Annotated in this window: 18 protein-coding genes; 8 read left to right on the top strand and 10 right to left on the bottom strand. The window is 66.4% G+C overall.

Going from position 1 to position 17567, the window contains the following annotated elements:
* Nucleotides 1-120: 120 nt before the first annotated feature.
* Nucleotides 121-900 (top strand): DUF2865 domain-containing protein, encoded by a 780-nt coding sequence (locus DCM80_RS14780; RefSeq protein ID WP_257197651.1) that lies wholly within the window; start codon nucleotides 121-123, stop codon nucleotides 898-900.
* A gap of 130 nt (nucleotides 901-1030) precedes the next feature.
* Here the strand turns inward: DCM80_RS14780 and DCM80_RS14775 are convergent, their stop codons facing one another.
* The 6 genes from DCM80_RS14775 to DCM80_RS14750 all read right to left on the bottom strand — a co-directional run bounded on the left by DCM80_RS14775 (nucleotide 1031) and on the right by DCM80_RS14750 (nucleotide 7934).
* Complete coding sequence (locus tag DCM80_RS14775; RefSeq protein WP_257197650.1) at nucleotides 1031-1462, bottom strand: hypothetical protein; 432 nt, start codon at nucleotides 1460-1462, stop codon at nucleotides 1031-1033.
* Between the two features lie 298 nt (nucleotides 1463-1760).
* Nucleotides 1761-2432 (bottom strand): ligase-associated DNA damage response endonuclease PdeM, encoded by a 672-nt coding sequence (gene pdeM / locus DCM80_RS14770; protein ID WP_257197647.1) that lies wholly within the window; start codon nucleotides 2430-2432, stop codon nucleotides 1761-1763.
* Between the two features lie 42 nt (nucleotides 2433-2474).
* A complete protein-coding gene (locus DCM80_RS14765) occupies nucleotides 2475-5060 on the bottom strand; it encodes a ligase-associated DNA damage response DEXH box helicase (RefSeq protein ID WP_257197644.1) in 2586 nt (861 codons plus the stop codon).
* A gap of 275 nt (nucleotides 5061-5335) precedes the next feature.
* Entirely contained in the window at nucleotides 5336-5701 is a 366-nt protein-coding gene (locus DCM80_RS14760) for a nuclear transport factor 2 family protein (RefSeq protein WP_257197642.1), read from the bottom strand.
* 110 nt (nucleotides 5702-5811) lie between these two features.
* Nucleotides 5812-6162 carry a RidA family protein gene (locus DCM80_RS14755; protein ID WP_027575148.1) on the bottom strand — a complete coding sequence of 117 codons (351 nt, stop codon included), beginning with the start codon at nucleotides 6160-6162 and terminating at the stop codon, nucleotides 5812-5814.
* Between the two features lie 113 nt (nucleotides 6163-6275).
* Nucleotides 6276-7934 (bottom strand): FAD-binding dehydrogenase, encoded by a 1659-nt coding sequence (locus tag DCM80_RS14750; protein ID WP_257197638.1) that lies wholly within the window; start codon nucleotides 7932-7934, stop codon nucleotides 6276-6278.
* Between the two features lie 264 nt (nucleotides 7935-8198).
* Here DCM80_RS14750 and DCM80_RS14745 point away from each other — a divergent pair, with 264 nt between their 5' ends.
* From DCM80_RS14745 to DCM80_RS14725, 5 genes are all read left to right on the top strand, one after another.
* Nucleotides 8199-8717, top strand: a complete 519-nt coding sequence (locus DCM80_RS14745; protein WP_028138924.1) for a hypothetical protein — start codon at nucleotides 8199-8201, stop codon at nucleotides 8715-8717.
* 110 nt (nucleotides 8718-8827) lie between these two features.
* The gene (locus tag DCM80_RS14740) at nucleotides 8828-9022 is read left to right on the top strand and encodes a hypothetical protein (protein WP_257197637.1); all 195 of its coding nucleotides are present in this window, start codon (nucleotides 8828-8830) and stop codon (nucleotides 9020-9022) included.
* Nucleotides 9023-9046: 24 nt separating this feature from the next.
* Complete coding sequence (locus DCM80_RS14735; RefSeq protein ID WP_257197635.1) at nucleotides 9047-9637, top strand: SCO family protein; 591 nt, start codon at nucleotides 9047-9049, stop codon at nucleotides 9635-9637.
* Nucleotides 9638-9771: 134 nt separating this feature from the next.
* Nucleotides 9772-10707: a transporter substrate-binding domain-containing protein gene (locus DCM80_RS14730; RefSeq protein ID WP_257197634.1), complete on the top strand. Its 936-nt coding sequence runs from the start codon at nucleotides 9772-9774 to the stop codon at nucleotides 10705-10707.
* Between the two features lie 202 nt (nucleotides 10708-10909).
* Nucleotides 10910-12553 (top strand): lysine--tRNA ligase, encoded by a 1644-nt coding sequence (locus DCM80_RS14725; RefSeq protein WP_257197632.1) that lies wholly within the window; start codon nucleotides 10910-10912, stop codon nucleotides 12551-12553.
* Nucleotides 12554-12692: 139 nt separating this feature from the next.
* On the opposite strand, the gene DCM80_RS14720 is transcribed toward DCM80_RS14725, so the two are convergent.
* Nucleotides 12693-13346 carry a helix-turn-helix transcriptional regulator gene (locus DCM80_RS14720; protein WP_257197630.1) on the bottom strand — a complete coding sequence of 218 codons (654 nt, stop codon included), beginning with the start codon at nucleotides 13344-13346 and terminating at the stop codon, nucleotides 12693-12695.
* Between the two features lie 213 nt (nucleotides 13347-13559).
* Here DCM80_RS14720 and DCM80_RS14715 point away from each other — a divergent pair, with 213 nt between their 5' ends.
* Complete coding sequence (locus DCM80_RS14715) at nucleotides 13560-13904, top strand: DUF952 domain-containing protein (protein WP_257197629.1); 345 nt, start codon at nucleotides 13560-13562, stop codon at nucleotides 13902-13904.
* Nucleotides 13901-14998 (top strand): quinone-dependent dihydroorotate dehydrogenase, encoded by a 1098-nt coding sequence (locus DCM80_RS14710; RefSeq protein WP_257197627.1) that lies wholly within the window; start codon nucleotides 13901-13903, stop codon nucleotides 14996-14998. Before DCM80_RS14715 ends, DCM80_RS14710 begins: the two co-directional genes overlap by 4 nt.
* A 152-nt stretch (nucleotides 14999-15150) precedes the next feature.
* Here DCM80_RS14710 and DCM80_RS14705 read toward each other — a convergent pair whose 3' ends face one another.
* The 3 genes from DCM80_RS14705 to DCM80_RS14695 are packed head-to-tail and all read right to left on the bottom strand — an operon-like array spanning nucleotide 15151 to nucleotide 17537.
* A complete protein-coding gene (locus tag DCM80_RS14705) occupies nucleotides 15151-16476 on the bottom strand; it encodes an MATE family efflux transporter (protein ID WP_257197625.1) in 1326 nt (441 codons plus the stop codon).
* Nucleotides 16477-16478: 2 nt separating this feature from the next.
* On the bottom strand, nucleotides 16479-17213 hold the full coding sequence (locus tag DCM80_RS14700) for an MBL fold metallo-hydrolase (protein ID WP_257197623.1): 735 nt from the start codon (nucleotides 17211-17213) through the stop codon (nucleotides 16479-16481).
* Between the two features lie 18 nt (nucleotides 17214-17231).
* Nucleotides 17232-17537 carry a DUF6460 domain-containing protein gene (locus DCM80_RS14695; protein ID WP_257197621.1) on the bottom strand — a complete coding sequence of 102 codons (306 nt, stop codon included), beginning with the start codon at nucleotides 17535-17537 and terminating at the stop codon, nucleotides 17232-17234.
* Between the last annotated feature and the right edge of the window lie 30 nt (nucleotides 17538-17567).

Below are 17567 nucleotides of genomic sequence, written 5' to 3'. Positions count from 1 at the left end.
CATCCCCCCTTATGGTGAATCATGTGCTGAGACCCCTCGCGGTCCCGGCCGGTTCAGTAGCGTCGGATGGAGTGAGCGTTGCGTACAGTCCCGTCCCATGCGCGCCCGCGGCGTCGCGCGATGCTTGCAGCCGCCATCCTTGCAGTGCCGCTGCTTGCGGCTCCCGCACCAGTTTCGGCCGAAGGCCTGTTCGACTTCCTCTTCGGCGGCATGCAGCAGCAGCGGCCGCAGCGCGAAGTGCCGCAGCAGGCGAACTCCTACGTCGATCCCTTCACCGGGCAACAGAACGGCGGAACGCCGCAATATGTGCCGCCGACCCGCGCGGCGGCCGCCGGCGGCTCCGGCCCGGCCTTCTGCGTGCGCAGTTGCGACGGCAAATATTTCCCGCTGATGCGCGGCCTCGTCTCTCCAGCGCAGATGTGTCAGGCGTTCTGTCCTGCCAGCGCGACCAAGGTCTATTTCGGCTCCTCGATCGACGGAGCCCATTCGCAGGCCGGCGAGCGCTACGCCGACAGCGAGAACGCGTTCGCCTATCGCAAGGCGTTGCGTGCCGACTGCACCTGCAATGGCCGCGAGCCGGTCGGCCTCGCCCCGGTCGATCTGGCGCTGGACTCCTCGCTGAAGGCCGGCGACGTGATCGCCACCACCGACGGCCTCGTCGCCTATACCGGCATCCGCGTCGGCAACGACCAGGCGGCGGACTTCACCCCGGTCGCGTCCTATCCCGGCCTCACCGCCCAGGTCCGCGCCCGCCTCGGCGAGATGAAAGTGGCGCCGGTGCGCGCGGAAACGGTATCGGCGGACGCCCCGGCTGCGGAGATCGTGCGTGAGCCGCTGCCGGATGTGACGGTGCCGAAGACGACGGCGCAAAAGCCGGCGAAGCGGGCGGGGCTGGATTGATCCCGTGTCCCGGACGGCGGCGCAGCGCGAAGCGATGCGACGCTGAGCCGGGACCCAGGATGCCGCAAGCATGGGCCCCGGCTCTGCAGCGCACCGCTGACGCGATGCGCTTTGTCCGGGGCACGAGAGCTCACCTCCCGATGATCACCCCGATCACGTTCGGCGCCGCCAGATATTTCTCCTCGATCGCCGCGCGCGCGGCGGCGCGGTTGTCCGGCGTCAGGAGGCCGCGCTTCTCGGCCAGGATCATCCAGCAGAACCCCCACCAATCCGTCAGCATGCCCTGATCGCCGACGAGGTCGTAGCCCTGCTCGGCCGCGAAGATGCGCCCCTGCGCTTCATCCAGCGTATCCAGAAACAGATGATCCTCGGGTGCGAACAGGTCGTCGCTGATGTCGTCGATGGTGTAGCCCCAGATCGACTGGCACACCGCGTTGAACTCGCGGTCGAACTGGTCGTCGTCGATGCGCTGGCGCCGCGCCGCCTGATGCAGCCGCGACAGCGAGCGCGCGAAATCGGGGATCCGGGTGAGGGCAAATTGATCGAAGGCGATGGTGGACATCTAGTCCTCGCAAAGTCTGACAGACGCTAGATATTGTGCCGGCGATGTGCCGAATCACAATGATATATCAAAGACTTGCTAAAGTGTTCTTAATTTGTTCTGAGGTTCGGCAATGATCCCCTGCCCTGCCTGGGCGCGCCGGAATCGAAAGGGGCCGCCTCGCAGCGGCCCCTTGCCGGTTACAATCTTGTTCGGGATCAGAAATGCCAGCCCCGGCAAGCGTGACGTTAGAGCCGGCAACGGGCTTGGGCGATTCCGGAAAACTACCGAATGTAATGCTGTCCCAATTTCGGCCGGCTCAATAGCAGCGCGAGGCCGCAATGGCATGGACTCGGCGGTCGCCGAGCAGATGGGCGACGAAGCCATTGGCGGGGAAGATCTTCGCGAATGCGGCGTCGCGGATGCTGAGACCGCCGGCATAGGCCCCGAACGCCGGCATCACCGCGCGCATCCCGTCGGAGGCGAAGCAGCGCCGCTCCATGGAGCGGCCGCGCGCGGAGACGCGGGCCTTGGGATGGAGATGGCCGGCGATCTCGCCGTGCGCGCCGGTCGGCTCGTGGCGGAACGTGATCGGGCCGATCGCGACCTCTTCGGCGACGGTGCCGCCGAGATCAGGCGGCAGCATCGGATCGTGGTTGCCGGAGATCCAGATCCAGTCGCGGCCGGTCTGCAGCGCGGCGACGGCGTCGCGATCGTCCGGCGACAAGCGCTCATGCGCCGTGCGGTCGTGAAAGCTGTCGCCGAGTGCGATCACCGTTCGGGGATCGTGGCGGGAGATGACAGCAGCGAGGCGGCTCAGCGTCGCCAGCGTATCATAGGGCGGCAGCAGCACGCCGCGGGTGGCGAAGCTGGAGCCCTTTTCCAGATGCAGGTCGGAGACGACGAGCAGGCGCTGCTCTTCCCAGAACAGCGCGCCGGAGAGATCGGCAGCGAAGGTCACATCGCTGATGCTAACTGTGGACACGCGCATGTCGTCGATATCCCCCGAAACCTGCGCGCCTGCCGTCACGTCTTACCCGCTTCTATCCATCGCCTCTTTGACGAGCTCATCGGCGGCTTCGGCCAGGAGCTCGTCTGCAGCCTCGCCATAAACTGACTCGCGGCCGATTTCCAGCATCACGGGAACGGCGAGCGGCGAGACGTGGTCGAGTTCCCGGAGCGTGATGCGCCCCTGGATGCGCATCAGCATGTCGCTGAGGCGGCGCAGATCGAGCAGGCCGGTGGCCGCATCGGCGCGCGCGGCGCGCAGCAGGACGTGATCGGCCTGGTGCTTGCGCAGCACGTCATAGACGAGATCGGTCGAGAACAGCACCTGGCGGCGGCTCTTCTCCTCGCCGGTGTGGCGGCGCGCGATCAGGCCGGAGATGATCGCGCAATTGCGGAAGGTGCGCTTCATCAAGGCTGATTCGGCGAGCCAGGCTTCGAGATCGTCGCCGAGCATATCGGGGTCGAACAACGCATCGAGGTCGATGCGGCCATCGCGGATCATGAAGGACATGTCGCCGAGCGCCCAGACCGCGATGGCGTATTCATTGGCGACGAAGCCGAGCGGCCGGGCGCGGGCGCGCTCCAGCCGCCGCGTCAGCAGCATGCCGAGGGTCTGGTGCGCGAGCCGGCCTTCGAAGGGATAGCAGACCAGATAATGCTTGTTGGCGCGCGGAAAACTCTCGACCAGCAGCTCGCGCACCCCCGGCACTTTGCTGGCGTCCTTCTGCAGCGACAGCCAGTCGCGCACCTGCTCCGGCAAGCCGCCCCACGCGCGGCTGTCGTCGAGCAGGCGGCGCACGCGTTCGGCGAGATAGGTCGAGAGCGGAAACTTGCCGCCCATATAGGACGGCACCTTCGGATCCTTGTCGTGCGCCCGCGAGACGTAGACCTGGTCCTCGACCAGGGTCTCGTAGCGCACCACCTCGCCCGAGAACACGAAGGTGTCGCCGGGGCTGAGGCCCTCGATGAAGGCCTCCTCGATCTCGCCGAGCAGCCGGCCGCCGCGGGCGATCACGCCGGTCGATCCGCTCCCGCCGCCGCGCGAGCGCACCAGCCGCACCTTCAGCATGTCGTCCTCGACGATGGTGCCGACGTTCATGCGGTAGCTCTGCCGCACCTTGGGATTGGCGACGCGCCAGCGCCCCTCCTTGTCCTGCTTGATGCGGGCGAAGCGCTCGTAGGTCTTCAGGGCGTAGCCGCCGGAGGCGACGAAATCGACGACGTCGTCAAAATCCTGCCGCGACAGCTCGGCGTAGGGCGCGGCCGTGCGGACTTCGGCATAGAGCTCGTCGGAGAGGAACGGCTCGCCGCAGGCGCAGCCGAGCACGTGCTGCGCCAGCACGTCCAGCGCGCCGGTGCGCAAGGGCGGCGTATCCTGCGCGTTCTCGGCAATGGCATCGATCGCGACGCGGCATTCCAGCACTTCGAACCGGTTGGCCGGCACCAGCACCGCGCGCGAGGCCTCGTCGAGGCGATGGTTGGCGCGGCCGATGCGCTGCATCAGGCGCGAGGAGCCTTTGGGCGCGCCGATATTGACGACGAGATCGACGTCGCCCCAGTCGACGCCGAGGTCGAGCGAGGAGGTGCAGACCACGCCGCGCAGCTTTCCTGCCGACATCGCGTCCTCGACCTTGCGGCGCTGGGCGACGTCGAGCGAGCCGTGATGCAGCGCGATCGCGAGGCCGTCGTCGTTCATGCTCCAGAGATTCTGGAACAGCATCTCGGCCTGGCTGCGGGTGTTGACGAAGACCAGCGTGGTCTTGTTCGCCTTGATCAGCTCATAGATTTCAGGAAGCGCATGGCGCGCGCTGTGACCGGCCCAGGGCAGGCGCTCGCGCGTGTCGAGCATCTCCACCTCGGGCGGCGCGGCACCGCCGGCGACGACGATGTCGGCCGCGCGCTCCGTGCCGCCGGGCTGCGGCACCAGGAAGCGCGCGAGCTGCTCCGGCTCGGCCACGGTCGCCGACAGGCCGATCGCGCGCAGCTGCGGCGCCAGCCGCCACAGCCGCGCGAGGCCGAGCGCGAGCAGATCGCCGCGCTTGGACGTCACCAGCGCATGCAACTCGTCGAGCACGATGCGCTTCAGGGACGAGAACAGGAACGGCGCGTCGTCGGAGGACAGTAGCAGCGCAAGCTGCTCCGGCGTCGTCAGCAGCACATCAGGCGGATAGCGCCGCTGCCGCTGCCGCCGCGACACCGGCGTGTCGCCAGTGCGGGTCTCGACCTTGATCGGCAGCGCCATCTCGGCGATCGGCCGCTCCAGATTGCGCGCGATGTCGACGGCGAGTGCTTTCAGAGGCGAGATGTAGAGCGTGTGCAGGCCGCCGGAACGTTGCACGCTGCGGCCGGTGGAGACGAGGCTTTTCTTCGGACCTGCCTCGCGATCGATGGGCTGAATCGACAGTTCCACCAGCGTCGGCAAGAATCCCGCCAGCGTCTTGCCCGCGCCAGTCGGCGCGATCAGCAGGGCCGAGCGGTCCTCGCGCGCCTTCTCCAGCAGCGCCAATTGATGCGCACGCGGCGACCAGCCGCGGCCTGCGAACCATTGCTGGAAGCGGCTTGGCAGCAGCGCGGCGGGCTCGGCCGATGTCTGGAGGGTACGGGGCGGCACAACATGACAGGTAAGCCGTAGGGATGGCTTCGTCGAGGGGTGCCGCCCTCGCCGCCCGCACGAGGACGGCTATCGCTTAGGCATTTTACGCGCTTCGAGCGTGCGCCTCGCCCTTCGAGACGACCGCTTCGCGGTCTCCTCAGGGTGCCGCCAGCAGCAGTGCGCCCGTTGGGGCTGCTGCCACGCATTCCGCCCTCATCCCGAGGGCCCGCCAACGGCGGGCGTCTCGAAGGATGGCAACGGGCAAGGTCACTTCGTGCGAAAGGCTCGCCGCCTCACGCCCCGGCCGGCAGCTGGTCGAGAAACCCGGTCACGCTTTTGATGCGGCCGTCTTGCAGCACGGCGAAATCAGTGCCCTTGATCGGGCTGTCCGCGCCGTCGGGACCGAGGCCCCAGGAAAAACGAATGTGGTCGCCGAAGCCGTTGGGCTCGCCGATCAGCTGGAATCTGAAATCAGGAAAGCGCTGCTGCACGCCGGCGATCAGGGCCTCGATGCCGTCGCGGCCGTCGCCCTTCATCAGGGGATCGACGTAGCTCGCATCATTGGCCCAGTGTTCGCCGAGCAGCTCGCGACGCCGGCCGGCCGTGCGCTCGTTCCAGAGCTCGATGTAGCGGCGGGCGATGGTGGTGGGATCGGTCATGATGCTCTCCTTCGATGAAGCCGTGTTCGGCTGACCGTCATCATCGAAGGTTTACGCGCGTTGATCGATTACCTCGAAGGTCATCAACGCGCGTGACCTTTTCGCGAAAACTACTTCGCGGCCGTCACCATGATCTCGACGGTGTATTGCGGCGCCGCCAGCTTGGCTTCGACCGTGGCGCGGGCGGGGGTGTTGCCGGGCGACACCCAGGCGTCCCACACCGCATTCATCTCGCCGAAGGTCTTCATGTCGGTGATGTAGATCGTGGCCGACAGCAGCTTCGACTTGTCGGTGCCGGCCTTGGCAAGATGACCGTCGATGGTCGCCAGGATGTCCTGGGTCTGCTTCGTCACGCTTTCGCCGGCGGCCTTGTTGGCGACGACGCCGGCGAGATAGACGGTGTTGCCGTGCACGACGACCTGGCTCATGCGTGGGCCGGTTTCGAAACGCTGGATGCTCATTGGGGATCTCCTCACTGGAATGGCGGCCCTGTCTAGCCCAGCACCCCGCGCTCTGCCACCCCCGGCACGCATGCGTGCCCGGCACGCATGCGTGGCGCAACGCAAGGGGCGGTTCAGCCCACCGCCTTTGCTGCCGACCGGCCCGCATTGCGGCCCGAGAACAGGCAGCCGCCGAGGAAGGTGCCTTCGAGCGAGCGATAGCCATGCACGCCGCCGCCGCCGAAGCCGGCGGCTTCGCCGACCGCATAGAGGCCGGGAATGACGCTGCCCTCGCCGCCGAACACGCGGGACTCGAGGTCGGTCTCGAAGCCGCCCAGCGTCTTGCGGGTGAGGATGTTGAGCTTGACCGCGATCAGCGGTCCCTGCGCGGGATCCAGGATCCGGTGTGGGGAGGCGGTGCGGATCAGCCTGTCGCCGATATAGCGGCGCGCATTGTGGATATTCATCACCTGCGCATCCTTGACGTAAGGATTGGCGATCTCGCGGTCGCGCGCCTCGATCTGCGTCCTGATATGGTCGAGCTTGAGAAGGTCGCCGCCGGCGAGCTTGTTCATCTCCGCAACGAGATCCTCGAGCGTGTCGCGCACGATGAAGTCGACACCATGGCGCTTGAACGCCTCCACCGGCGCCGGCGCGCCCTTGTTGGTGGCGCGCCGCAAGGTCATGCGCCAGCTCTTTCCCGTGAGGTCGGGATTCTGCTCCGAGCCCGACAGCGCGAACTCCTTCTTGATGATGCTCTGGGTCAGGATGAACCAGGAATAATCATAGCCGGTCGACATGATATATTTGAGCTGGCCGAGCGTGTCGGAGCCGGGGAAGAGCGGCGACGGCAGCCGCGTGCCGGTTGCGTCAAACCACATCGAGGAGGGGCCGGGCAGGATGCGGATGCCGTGGCGCGGCCAGATCGGCGACCAGTTCTGAATGCCCTCGACATAATGCCACATGCGGTCGCGGTTGATCAGCCGCGCGCCGATCTTTTCTGTGATGCCGATCATGCGGCCGTCGACATGTTCGGGCACGCCGGAGATCATGAATTTCGGGGGATCGCCGAGCCGCTTCGGCCAGTTCTGCCGGACCAGATCGTGATTGCCGCCGATGCCGCCGGAGGCCACGATCACGGCCTGCGCCTTCAGCGCGAACTCGCTGACCACGTTGCGCGATGAGCTCTTGCCGCGATCGACAGCGTCGGGGGCGAGGACGGCGCCGCTGACGCCGTCCACCGTGCCGTTGCTGATCGAGAGCGCGTCGACGCGGTGGCGGAACTTGAAGCTCAGCCGCCCGCTCTTCATCGCCTCGCGCGCGCGGCGCTCGAACGGCTCGACGATGCCGGGCCCGGTGCCCCAGGTGACGTGAAAGCGCGGTACCGAATTGCCGTGACCCATCGCGTCGTAACCGCCGCGCTCGGCCCAGCCGACCACGGGAAAGAAGCGGTGTCCCATCGCCCGCAGCCAGGCGCGCTTCTCGCCGGCCGCGAAGCCGACATAGGCCTCGGCCCATTGCCGCGGCCAGAAATCGTCGTCGCGGTCGAAGCCGGCGGCGCCGATCCAGTCCTGCATGGCGAGGTCGAAGCTATCCTTGATGCCGAGCCGGCGCTGCTCCGGCGAATCGACCAGGAACAGGCCGCCGAACGACCAGAATGCCTGGCCGCCAATCGACTGCTCGCCTTCCTGGTCGACCACGATGACGCGCTTGCCCGCGTCGGCAATCTCGGTGGCGGCCACGAGGCCCGACAGTCCCGCCCCGACGACGATGACGTCCGTTTCCTCAGCCATGCATGTCCCCCTCCATAGTTCCCCCCTGTAATTGCCCGGATTGAAGCCGGCGGTTGTACCTGAGATCAAGGGTGCCGCGCGTAAGACCTCGTTAACTTGTTCCACTTTGGGATTGAGAGCCTCCGAGTGCAGCGCGGACGCAACACTGGATTTGAATTTGTTTTGAGCCAGCCGGCCTGCCTAGACAAAACCTCGGTTACGACGGACGCTAGCGGTGCATCACCACCTGACACGCAGATTCGAATTCGACTGGGGCGGGGGCCAATGAAGTTTCTGACGGGGTTGCTTGCGGCGGTTCTGCTGATCGCTGGCATGGGGGCTTCTCACGCGGTGGTTCGGATCGCGGATGACCGCGGTGGCCGGATTGGAACTTACGTCGACAAGTACCAGGATCTGCGTCAATCGGGCGAGACCGTCATCATCGACGGCCTTTGCGCGTCCGCCTGTACCATCGTCCTCGGCGCCATCCCGCATGACCGCATCTGCGTGACCTCGAGCGCGACGCTCGGCTTCCACGCCGCCTGGGATTTCGGCCGCAATGGGCGCGCCGTCACCAATCCCGAGGCGACCCAGATGCTCTATGCGATGTACCCCTCGCAGGTGAAGCGCTGGATCAGCCAGCGCGGCGGCCTCACCCCGCAGATGCTGTTCCTGAGGGGCAAGCAGCTCCAGGCCATGTACAAGCCCTGCTACATGGACGCGCAGGCCTCGACCATCAAGCCGTCGCGCCGGTCTCTTCCGCAAGCGGACCAGATCGAATCCGCCCGGGGCCAGCTGCGCTGACGTTCTCGACCTGACCGGATCGTTCTGGCCCGCCGGCGGCGCCTTGCCCGCGGGCGGGCCAAAGCCTATCTGAAGGCCTCGAAACCGGGCCTTCGCCCTCGATCATTGTCATGGCTCAACCCCTGCACCCGACGCATCCGTTACAGGACAATTCGTCCACTGCCGGCCGGACGCCGTCCGTGCTGCTGTGGACGGGCGCGGCGAGCTTTGGATTGCTCGTGCTCGGCGCGCTGGCGCTGTGGTTCCACTACGGCACGCAGATGTTCTTCGAAATGATCAGGACCGGCTTCGCCGCCTGCTTCTGATCCGCGACAGGAAGTTTCCCGCTCATGAGCTCCGCCACCCGTCCGCTGGTGATCGCGACCGCCTTCGCCGCAAGCCTCATCGTCGGGCTCCTGATCATGTTCTGGGCCATGGGCGGGATCAGCAAGGTGGCGCAGCCGGCTGCGATCGGTGGCCCGTTCCAGCTCACCGACCAGAACGGCAAGGCCGTCACCGACAAGAGCCTCAAGGGCAAGCCGACCCTGATCTTCTTCGGCTACACCCATTGCCCCGACGTCTGCCCGACCTCGCTGTTCGAGATCTCGGAGGTGCTGCGCGTGATGGGCAAGGATGCCGACAAGCTCAATGCCGTCTTCATCTCGGTCGATCCCGAGCGCGATACGCAGGCAGCGCTGAAGGACTATCTGTCGAGCTTCGATCCGCATCTTCAGGGCCTGTCCGGCGATCCCGCCGAGACTGCCAAGGTCATCACCTCCTACCGGGTCTACGCCAAGAAGATCCCGACCAAGGACGGCGACTACACCATGGACCATACCGCGCTGATTTACCTGATGGACCGCGACGGCCGCTTCGTCTCGCCGTTCAACCTGAAGCGGACGCCGGAAGAGGCGGCGGCGGACTTGAAGAAGTATCTTTGAGCCCGATTCAGGCACGGTACCTCCCCATCAGTCATGGCGGAGGGGCTCTATGAGCCCACATTCCGCGCTCGCGTTCCCGGTGGGATGGTCTATAACGCCCTCCGATCCCAACGAAATTCGTTCATTTCCGGCCGATGGCTCCATCGCAACAGGCGAAATCGACCAAATCTGCCCGTAGCTTGCTGACCGGGCTGGCGGCTGTCGCGTGCCTGCTCGCGAGCCTGCCCGCCGCCGAGGCCCAGGCTCCGGCCAAACAGCCTCCGGCGGCACCCCAGGCCACGCCGCAGGTCGCGCCCCAGGCCGCCCCGCAGGCCGTGCCCGGGTTCTGGGACCCGCGGCGGCGACCGGAACGGCCGGACCTGTCGCGCCTGACCGTGATCCGCTTCCTGACCGAGACCGATTATCCGCCGTTCAACTACACCGGCGCCGATGGCAACCCGGCCGGCTTCAACGTCGATCTCGCCCGCAGCCTGTGCGAGGAGATCAAGGTCACCTGCACGGTGCAGATGCGCCGCTTCGAGACGCTGGTCGACGCGCTTTCCTCCAACCGCGGCGATGCCATCATCGCCTCGATGGCGGTGAGCCCGCAGCTGCGCGCCCGGGTCGACTTCACCGATCCCTATTACCGCGTGCCGGCGCGCTTCGTCTCCCGCAAGGACGCGGTGATGCCGGAAATCCGGCCCGAATATCTCGAGGGCAAGAAGGTCGGCGTCATCGCCGGGTCCGCGCACGAGGCCTATCTCAAGGCCATGTTCACCGACGCGGAGCTGCACGCCTATCCCAGCGACGAGGCGATGCGCGCCGCTTTGCGCAAGGGCGAGGTCGATTTCATCTTCGGCGACGCCATCTCGCTGGCGTTCTGGATCAACGGCACCGATTCCGGCGATTGCTGCGCCTTCTCCGGCGGCCCCTTCGTCGAGAGCCGCTTCTTCGGCGAAGGCATCGGCATTGCCGTGCGCAAGGGCAACGACGTGCTGCGCCAGGCCTTGAACTGGGCGCTGTTCCGCGTCTGGGAAAAGGGCCGCTACACCGATCTGTGGCTGCGCTATTTCTCGGTGAGCCCGTTTTAGCGTCGCAGCTCTTGCGGCGAGCGAGTTGCCGTAGGGTGGGCAAAGGCGCGCAAGCGCCGTGCCCACGTCTTATGAACGGTGGGCACGCTTCGCTTTGCCCGCCCTACGATTCTGGCAATGACGGCGAAGGTGGCTGTTCGCCCCGCAACTTTTGCATTCTGCCGGGAAATCGCTATTTTCCGCGGCCCGGAGGCCCTTCTTGATGTCCGTTATCGATCCCAGCATGAGCCCGAGCGATCTGCGTGCGCTCGCCGAACAATCCAACGCCTGGCCGTTCGAGCAGGCCAAGGCCATCGTCGCGCGGTTGAAGAAGAGCCCGAAGGACGAGGTGCTGTTCGAGACCGGCTACGGGCCGTCCGGCCTGCCGCATATCGGCACGTTCGGCGAGGTCGCGCGCACCTCGATGGTGCGGCACGCCTTCCGCGTGCTGACCGAGGACAAGGTCAAGACGCGCCTGCTCGCCTTTTCCGACGACATGGACGGCTTCCGCAAGGTGCCCGACAACGTCCCCAACAAGGAGATGCTGGCCGCGCATCTCGGCAAGCCGCTGACGCGGGTGCCGGATCCGTTCTCCAACGAGTACCCCTCGTTCGGGCACCACAACAACGCACGGCTGCGCGCCTTCCTCGATCATTTCGGCTTCGACTACGAGTTCGCGAGCTCGACCGATTATTATACGTCGGGCCGCTTCGACGCGACGCTGCTCAAGATGCTCGCCGCCTACGACAAGGTGATGGAGATCATCCTGCCGACGCTGGGCCCCGACCGCCGCGCCACCTATTCGCCGTTCCTCCCGATCAGCAAGACCACCGGCATCGTGCTGCAGGTGCCGATGATACGCCGCGACGTCGCGGCCGGCACCGTGACCTATGTCGACCCTGATACGAACGAGGAGGTCGAGACGCCGGTCATCGGCGGCAACGTCAAGTGCCAGTGGAAGGCCGACTGGGCGATGCGCTGGGTCGCGCTCGGCGTCGACTACGAGATGGCCGGCAAGGACCTGATCGATTCCGTGAAGCTCTCAGGCGCGATCGCCAGGGCGCTCGGCGCCACGCCGCCCGAAGGCTTCAACTACGAGCTCTTCCTCGACGAGAAGGGCCAGAAGATCTCGAAGTCGAAGGGCAATGGCCTGACCATCGACGAGTGGCTGCGCTACGCCTCGCCGGAATCGCTGTCGCTGTTCATGTATCGCGAGCCGAAGGCGGCCAAGCGGCTGTATTTCGACGTCATCCCGCGCAACGTCGACGACTATCAGCAGTTCATCGACGGCTTTGCCAGGCAGGACGGCAAGCAGCAGCTCGGCAACCCGGTCTGGCACATCCACAACGGCAAGCCGCCGAAGGGCGACATGCCCGTGACCTTCCAGCTGCTGCTGACGCTGGTGTCGTCGTCGAACGCGGAGAATGCCGAGACGCTGTGGGGCTTCATCGGTCGCTACCGACCCGGCGTGAGCCCGCAGACGCATCCGAAGCTGGATGCGATGGTCGGCTACGCCATCAACTATTACCGCGACTTCGTCGCACCGACGAAGCAGTTCCGCGTGCCGACCGACACCGAGCGCGCGGCGCTGCAGGACCTGCGCGATGCGCTGTCGCAGCTTCCGGCGGACGCCTCGGCCGAGGACATCCAGAACGTCGTCTACGAGATCGGCCGCCGCGAGCCGTTCCTCGACCAGGTCAAGAAGGGCAAGGACGGCCGTCCCGGCGTCACGCTGGACTGGTTCAACATGCTCTACCAGGTGCTGCTCGGCCAGGAGAAGGGCCCGCGCTTCGGCTCCTTCGTCGCGGTGTATGGCGTGCAGAACGCGGTCAACATGATCGACGGCGCGCTGGCGCGGAGCGCGTGAGAAACGCGTTGCCCTTCGCTCCACACGCGCCTGTCATCCCGGCGAACGCCGGGACCCATACCGCGTGATCTCTCGGAGAGAGGCGGTCCTTGTACCGACGTAAGCGCAACTGCGAACGCGGCGATACGCGGCCCCGCAGTCACTGGCTCGTCCACACGATCCGCGCGATCCACGCCACCTCGCCGGCCGCCATCGTGCGCACGGCTTGCGATGCGTTGAGCAATTGCAGCTCCAGGGCCTTCGCGGTACGGCGCCTCAGCGTTGCGATCGTCACCTCGCCCGTCCTGCTTCGCACCACCACGCGATCGCCCTTGCGGATCGGCGCGCCCGGCGAGACCAGGACGATGTCGCCGTGTCGGTAAACGGGGGCAAGCTCATCGCCGGAGATCTCCAGCGCAAAGCTGTGGCTGTCCTCGGTGGCCGGAAGTGCGGTTTCGGTCCAGCCCTTGCCAGCGGGAAGGCCGGACTCGTCGAAGGCGCCGCTCGCGCCGGCCAGCGCGAAACGAAGCAGCGGTACCGAGCGGCCGTCGCCCGCGTCATCGTCGACCAGCCGCGCAAAGCTTTCGAGCGAGGCATCTGCCGCCGCCAGCGCCTTGGCGATCGATTCGGTCGAGGGCCAGCGCTCGCGGCCGTCCGAAGTGACGCGCTTGGACCTGTTGAAGGTGGTGGGATCGAGCCCGGCGCGCTTGGCGAGGCCGGACGGCGACAGACCGGCGCGCGCCGCCAGCCGATCCAGCGCGATCCAGATCTGGTCGTGAGTGAGTATCCTCTGCGCTTTGGCCTGCCTGACCATGCAAGGTCCAGCCCGTCGCAACTCAGGAAAACTGTCCTCAAATCAACCGGTTTTCCGCTTTTCGCGCAAGTGGCGGCGATTTCACCGGACCGGAAAGGCTTGAGGTCTTGAGTTCGGCAGGGGCGGCCTTTACGGTCGCGCCGGGGTTCTTGCAGACCCGCGCGAGACGAAAAAACCCAAAAGACTCAAAGAGCAAACAGGGCTGCGCAAGCGGTGGTCAAGATCTACAAAATCTGTCCGGCCTCGGCCTGGCGTGAGGCGGAACGGCAGGGTGTCTACCGGGGCAGCGCCGACGATGCGCGCGACGGTTTCATCCATTTCTCGACCGCCGACCAGGTTCCCGAGACCCTGCGCAAGCACTATTTCGGGCAACGCGCGCTGTTCCTGGTCGAGGTCGACGGCGACGCGCTCGGCGGCGAGCTGCGCTGGGAGCGCTCGCGCAACGAGGAGCTGTTTCCGCATCTCTATGGCGAGCTCGATCTCGGCGCCGTGATCACGGTGATGAACCTCAACATCCGCTCCGACGGCGGCCACGACGTTCCGGAGCTTGCCCCGTGATCCGCGCTTTCGACGCCTTTTCCCTGCCGGTGCTGCGCTGGCTCGATCCGGAAGACGCGCATCGCCTGGCGATCCAGGGTCTGCGCTTCCTGCCGCCGGTCAAGCCGCGCGCCGACGATCCCAAGCTCGCGATGCGCGCCTTCGGGCTCAACTTTCCCAACCCGATCGGCATGGCCGCCGGCTTCGACAAGAGCGCGGAAGTGCCGGACGCGCTGCTGCGGCTCGGCTTCGGTTTCGTCGAGATCGGCTCGGTGACGCCGAAGCCGCAAGCCGGCAACCCGCGGCCGCGGCTGTTCCGCCTCGAGCGCGACGAGGCCATCATCAACCGCATGGGCTTCAACAATGACGGCGCGGACGTCGCCTTGCGCCGGCTCGCCGCGCGCGCGCAGCACGGCGGCATCGTCGGCGTCAATGTCGGCGCCAACAAGGATTCAGTCGATCGCGTCGCCGACTACGTCAAGCTGATCGAGACCTTTGCGCCGGTCGCGAGCTACTTCACCGTCAACGTCTCCTCGCCGAACACGCCGGGCCTGCGCAATCTGCAGGAAGGCGCGCTGCTCGACGATCTCCTTGCCCGCGTGATCGACGCGCGCGAGCGTGTCCGGCAGAAGGCCGGCGACACGCCGGTGCTGCTCAAGATCGCGCCGGATCTCAGTCTCGCCCAGCTCGACGACGTCGTGCAGGTCGCGCGCTCGCGCCGGGTCGACGGCATGGTGGTGTCGAACACGACGATCTCCCGGCCGAGCACGCTGCGGGAGGAGACGCGGGCCAAGGAGCAAGGCGGCCTGTCGGGCCGGCCGCTGTTCCGCCTGTCGACGCGGATGGTCGCGGAGACCTATGTGCGCGTCGAGGGCGCGTTCCCCCTGATCGGCGTCGGCGGCGTGGATTCCGGCGGCGCCGCCTTGACCAAGATCCGCGCCGGCGCCAGCCTGATCCAGCTCTATTCGTCGCTGGTCTACAAGGGCCTCGGCCTCGTCGACGAGATCAAGCGCGACCTCACCTCGACGCTGCTCCGCACCGGGCGGGATTCCTTGTCCGAGATCGTCGGAGCGGATGCCGCGACGCTCACGGCGGAAGACTGGCCGGGGATGTAAGGGCGATCTCGTGCCCCGGACGCAGCGCAGCACGCCGTCTTCGGCGTGGTGCACTGCAGAGCCGGGGCCCATGCGGCAGCGAATTCGAGGAGAGATAAGTCCCGGCTCTGCGCAGCAGCGTTTCACGCTGCAACGCGTCCGGGACACGGACGCTATGATTTGGCGAACGTCGCCCTGAACTGCGCCGGATAGCGCGCCGCCTGCAAACCGCCGCGCGAGAGGTAGGAGGCCAGGAGCGCCCACCACAATCCGGCATTGCCGAACGATTGCAGCGCCCACCAGGTGCCGAGGAAGATCGCGAGCGAAGCCAGCATCAGGTTGCGCATCTCGCGCGCCCAGGTGGCGCCGATATAGATGCCGTCGAACCCGAAGGCGAACACGCCGGGAATCGGCGCGAACGCGACGAAGGGCAGGAATTCGCGCGCGGCGCGGCGAACCGCCTCGCTTGCCGTCATGAAATCGATCAAAGCCGGTCCGAACAGCGCGAACAGCGATGCGACGACGATGGCGAAGCCGAGCCCCCAGAGCAGCACCAGCCGGGTCGAGGCGGCAAAGCCTTTTGCGTCGCGTGCGCCGAGGGTGCGGCCGCACAGCTGCTGGGCGGCGTTGGCGAGACCGTCGAGGAAAAAGGCGCTGATGAACAGGAAGTTGTTGAGCACGGAATTGGCCGCCAGCGTGACGTCGCCGGCCTGCGCGCCTTTCGCGGTGAAGAACAGAAACACCGTGATCAGCGCCGCGGTGCGGATCATGATGTCGGAATTCACCGCCAGCATCCGCACCAGCTTGTCGCGGTCGAGCAGCGTCCTGTACGGCACCGCGAAGCCGCCCTCGGCATAATGACGGCAGACGATCACGCCGAGGCCGAACCCGACCGCTTCCGAGACCAGCGCGGCGATCGCAGCACCGGCGATGCCGGCGTCGTAGACCAGCACCAGCAGGATCGTCGCCGCCATGTTGACGAGGTTGATGACGACCTGAAGCAGCAAGGCTGAATTGGCGCGGGCCTGGCCGATCAGCCAGCCGAGGATGACGTAATTGGCGAGCGTGAACGGCGACGACCAGATCCGGATCCCGAAATAGGTCTGCGCGGCCCGCGTCACACCCTCGCTGCCGCCGATGAGGTCGAACAGCCCCGCCGCCAACGGCACTTGCAGCACGATCAGCGCGGCGCCGATTAGGCCGGCGACGATGAAGCCCCGCGACAGGATCGCGGTCGGCTCACGCACCTCCCCCGCGCCCAGCGATTGCGCGGTGAAGGCGAGCGTGCTCATGCGCAGGAAGCCGAACAGCCAGAACAGGCAGTCGAAGACGATCGACGCGATCGCGACGCCGCCGAGCAACGCGGCATCGTCGAGGCGGCCGATCGCCGTGGTCGAGACCACGCCGATCAGCGGCGTGGTCAGGTTGGCAACCATCGCTGGACCTGCGATGGCGAACACGTCTCGTGTGCCGACCCTGGGATGGATGGGCGCGTGCATGGTCAGAATACGACGACCATGCCGTCCTCGGCCGCCATGTAAGGCAACGCGTCGAGGCGCGACAGCATGTCGTCGCTCATATGGGTGAGCACGAGCCGTTTGGCGCCGATCGCGGGCAGATGCTGTTCCAAGGTCTTCAGGCTGAGATGGTTCTTGACCACCTTCTCGTACATGTAGGCCTCGGCAATGAAAAGATCCGCGCCATGCGCCAGCGGAATGAGCGTCTCCGTCCATTCGGTGTCGGCGCTGTAGGCGAGCGTGCGGCCTTCGACCTCGACGCGGTAGGCGAGGAAGGGGCCGCCGGATTCGCCGTGCACGACGGGATAGGGTGTCACCGTCACGCTGCCGAAGGTCCGGCTTTGCCGGGGCGCAAGCTCGACGACGTCGAGCTCGAAGCGCTGCTTCGTCTTGGAGGAGTGCTCGAACAGAACCTCCATCACCTCACGCAGCCGCCGCTCGATGCCTTGCGGGCCGGCAATCGTCAGCGGCTTTGTCCGCCGCGAGAATTGCGCATCGAGCAGAAAGAACGGCAGGCCGGCGAAATGATCGCCGTGGAAATGTGTGATGAGAATGAGATCGATCTCATTACGCTCGATCTCCAGCCGCTTCAGCGCCGGCAAAGCCGACGCGCCGCAATCGATCAGGAAGTTGGCCGCGCGCCCTGCGACATGGAAGCAGGTGTTGAGCCTGCCGCCGGAGCCGAAGGCGTCGCCGCAGCCGACGAAACGCAGTTGCATCGACTGCGGACTCCGAGCCTACCGGCCGCGCGGCGCGCCGAACACGCGCGACAGCAGCCAGATCGGGATCACGATCACCGCGCCGAGCAGGAAATAGCGCCACAGCCAGTTGATGGTATCGAAGCCGAGATCCCACAGACGCTGGAACAGGAGGCGGATGCTGGTGATGATGTTCCAGGGATCGAATCCGATCGCGGCCAGCACGACGCCGACCAGGATCGAGAGCAGGACCAGCCGGAACGCCACCGCCAGCGGCGAGCCGCCGAGAAAGCGGTTCAGCCCATCGCTGCGGCCGGCCGGCAAATCTCTGACGTCTTGGACCATCGCAAACTCCTCGGGAAGGATTCGACCCCA

The sequence above is a fragment of the Bradyrhizobium sp. WBOS08 genome, from assembly GCF_024585125.1.
Lineage (GTDB): Bacteria > Pseudomonadota > Alphaproteobacteria > Rhizobiales > Xanthobacteraceae > Bradyrhizobium > Bradyrhizobium japonicum_B.
Note: the sequence above shows the minus strand (reverse complement) of the source record. Positions and strands in the feature narration are given on the sequence as shown.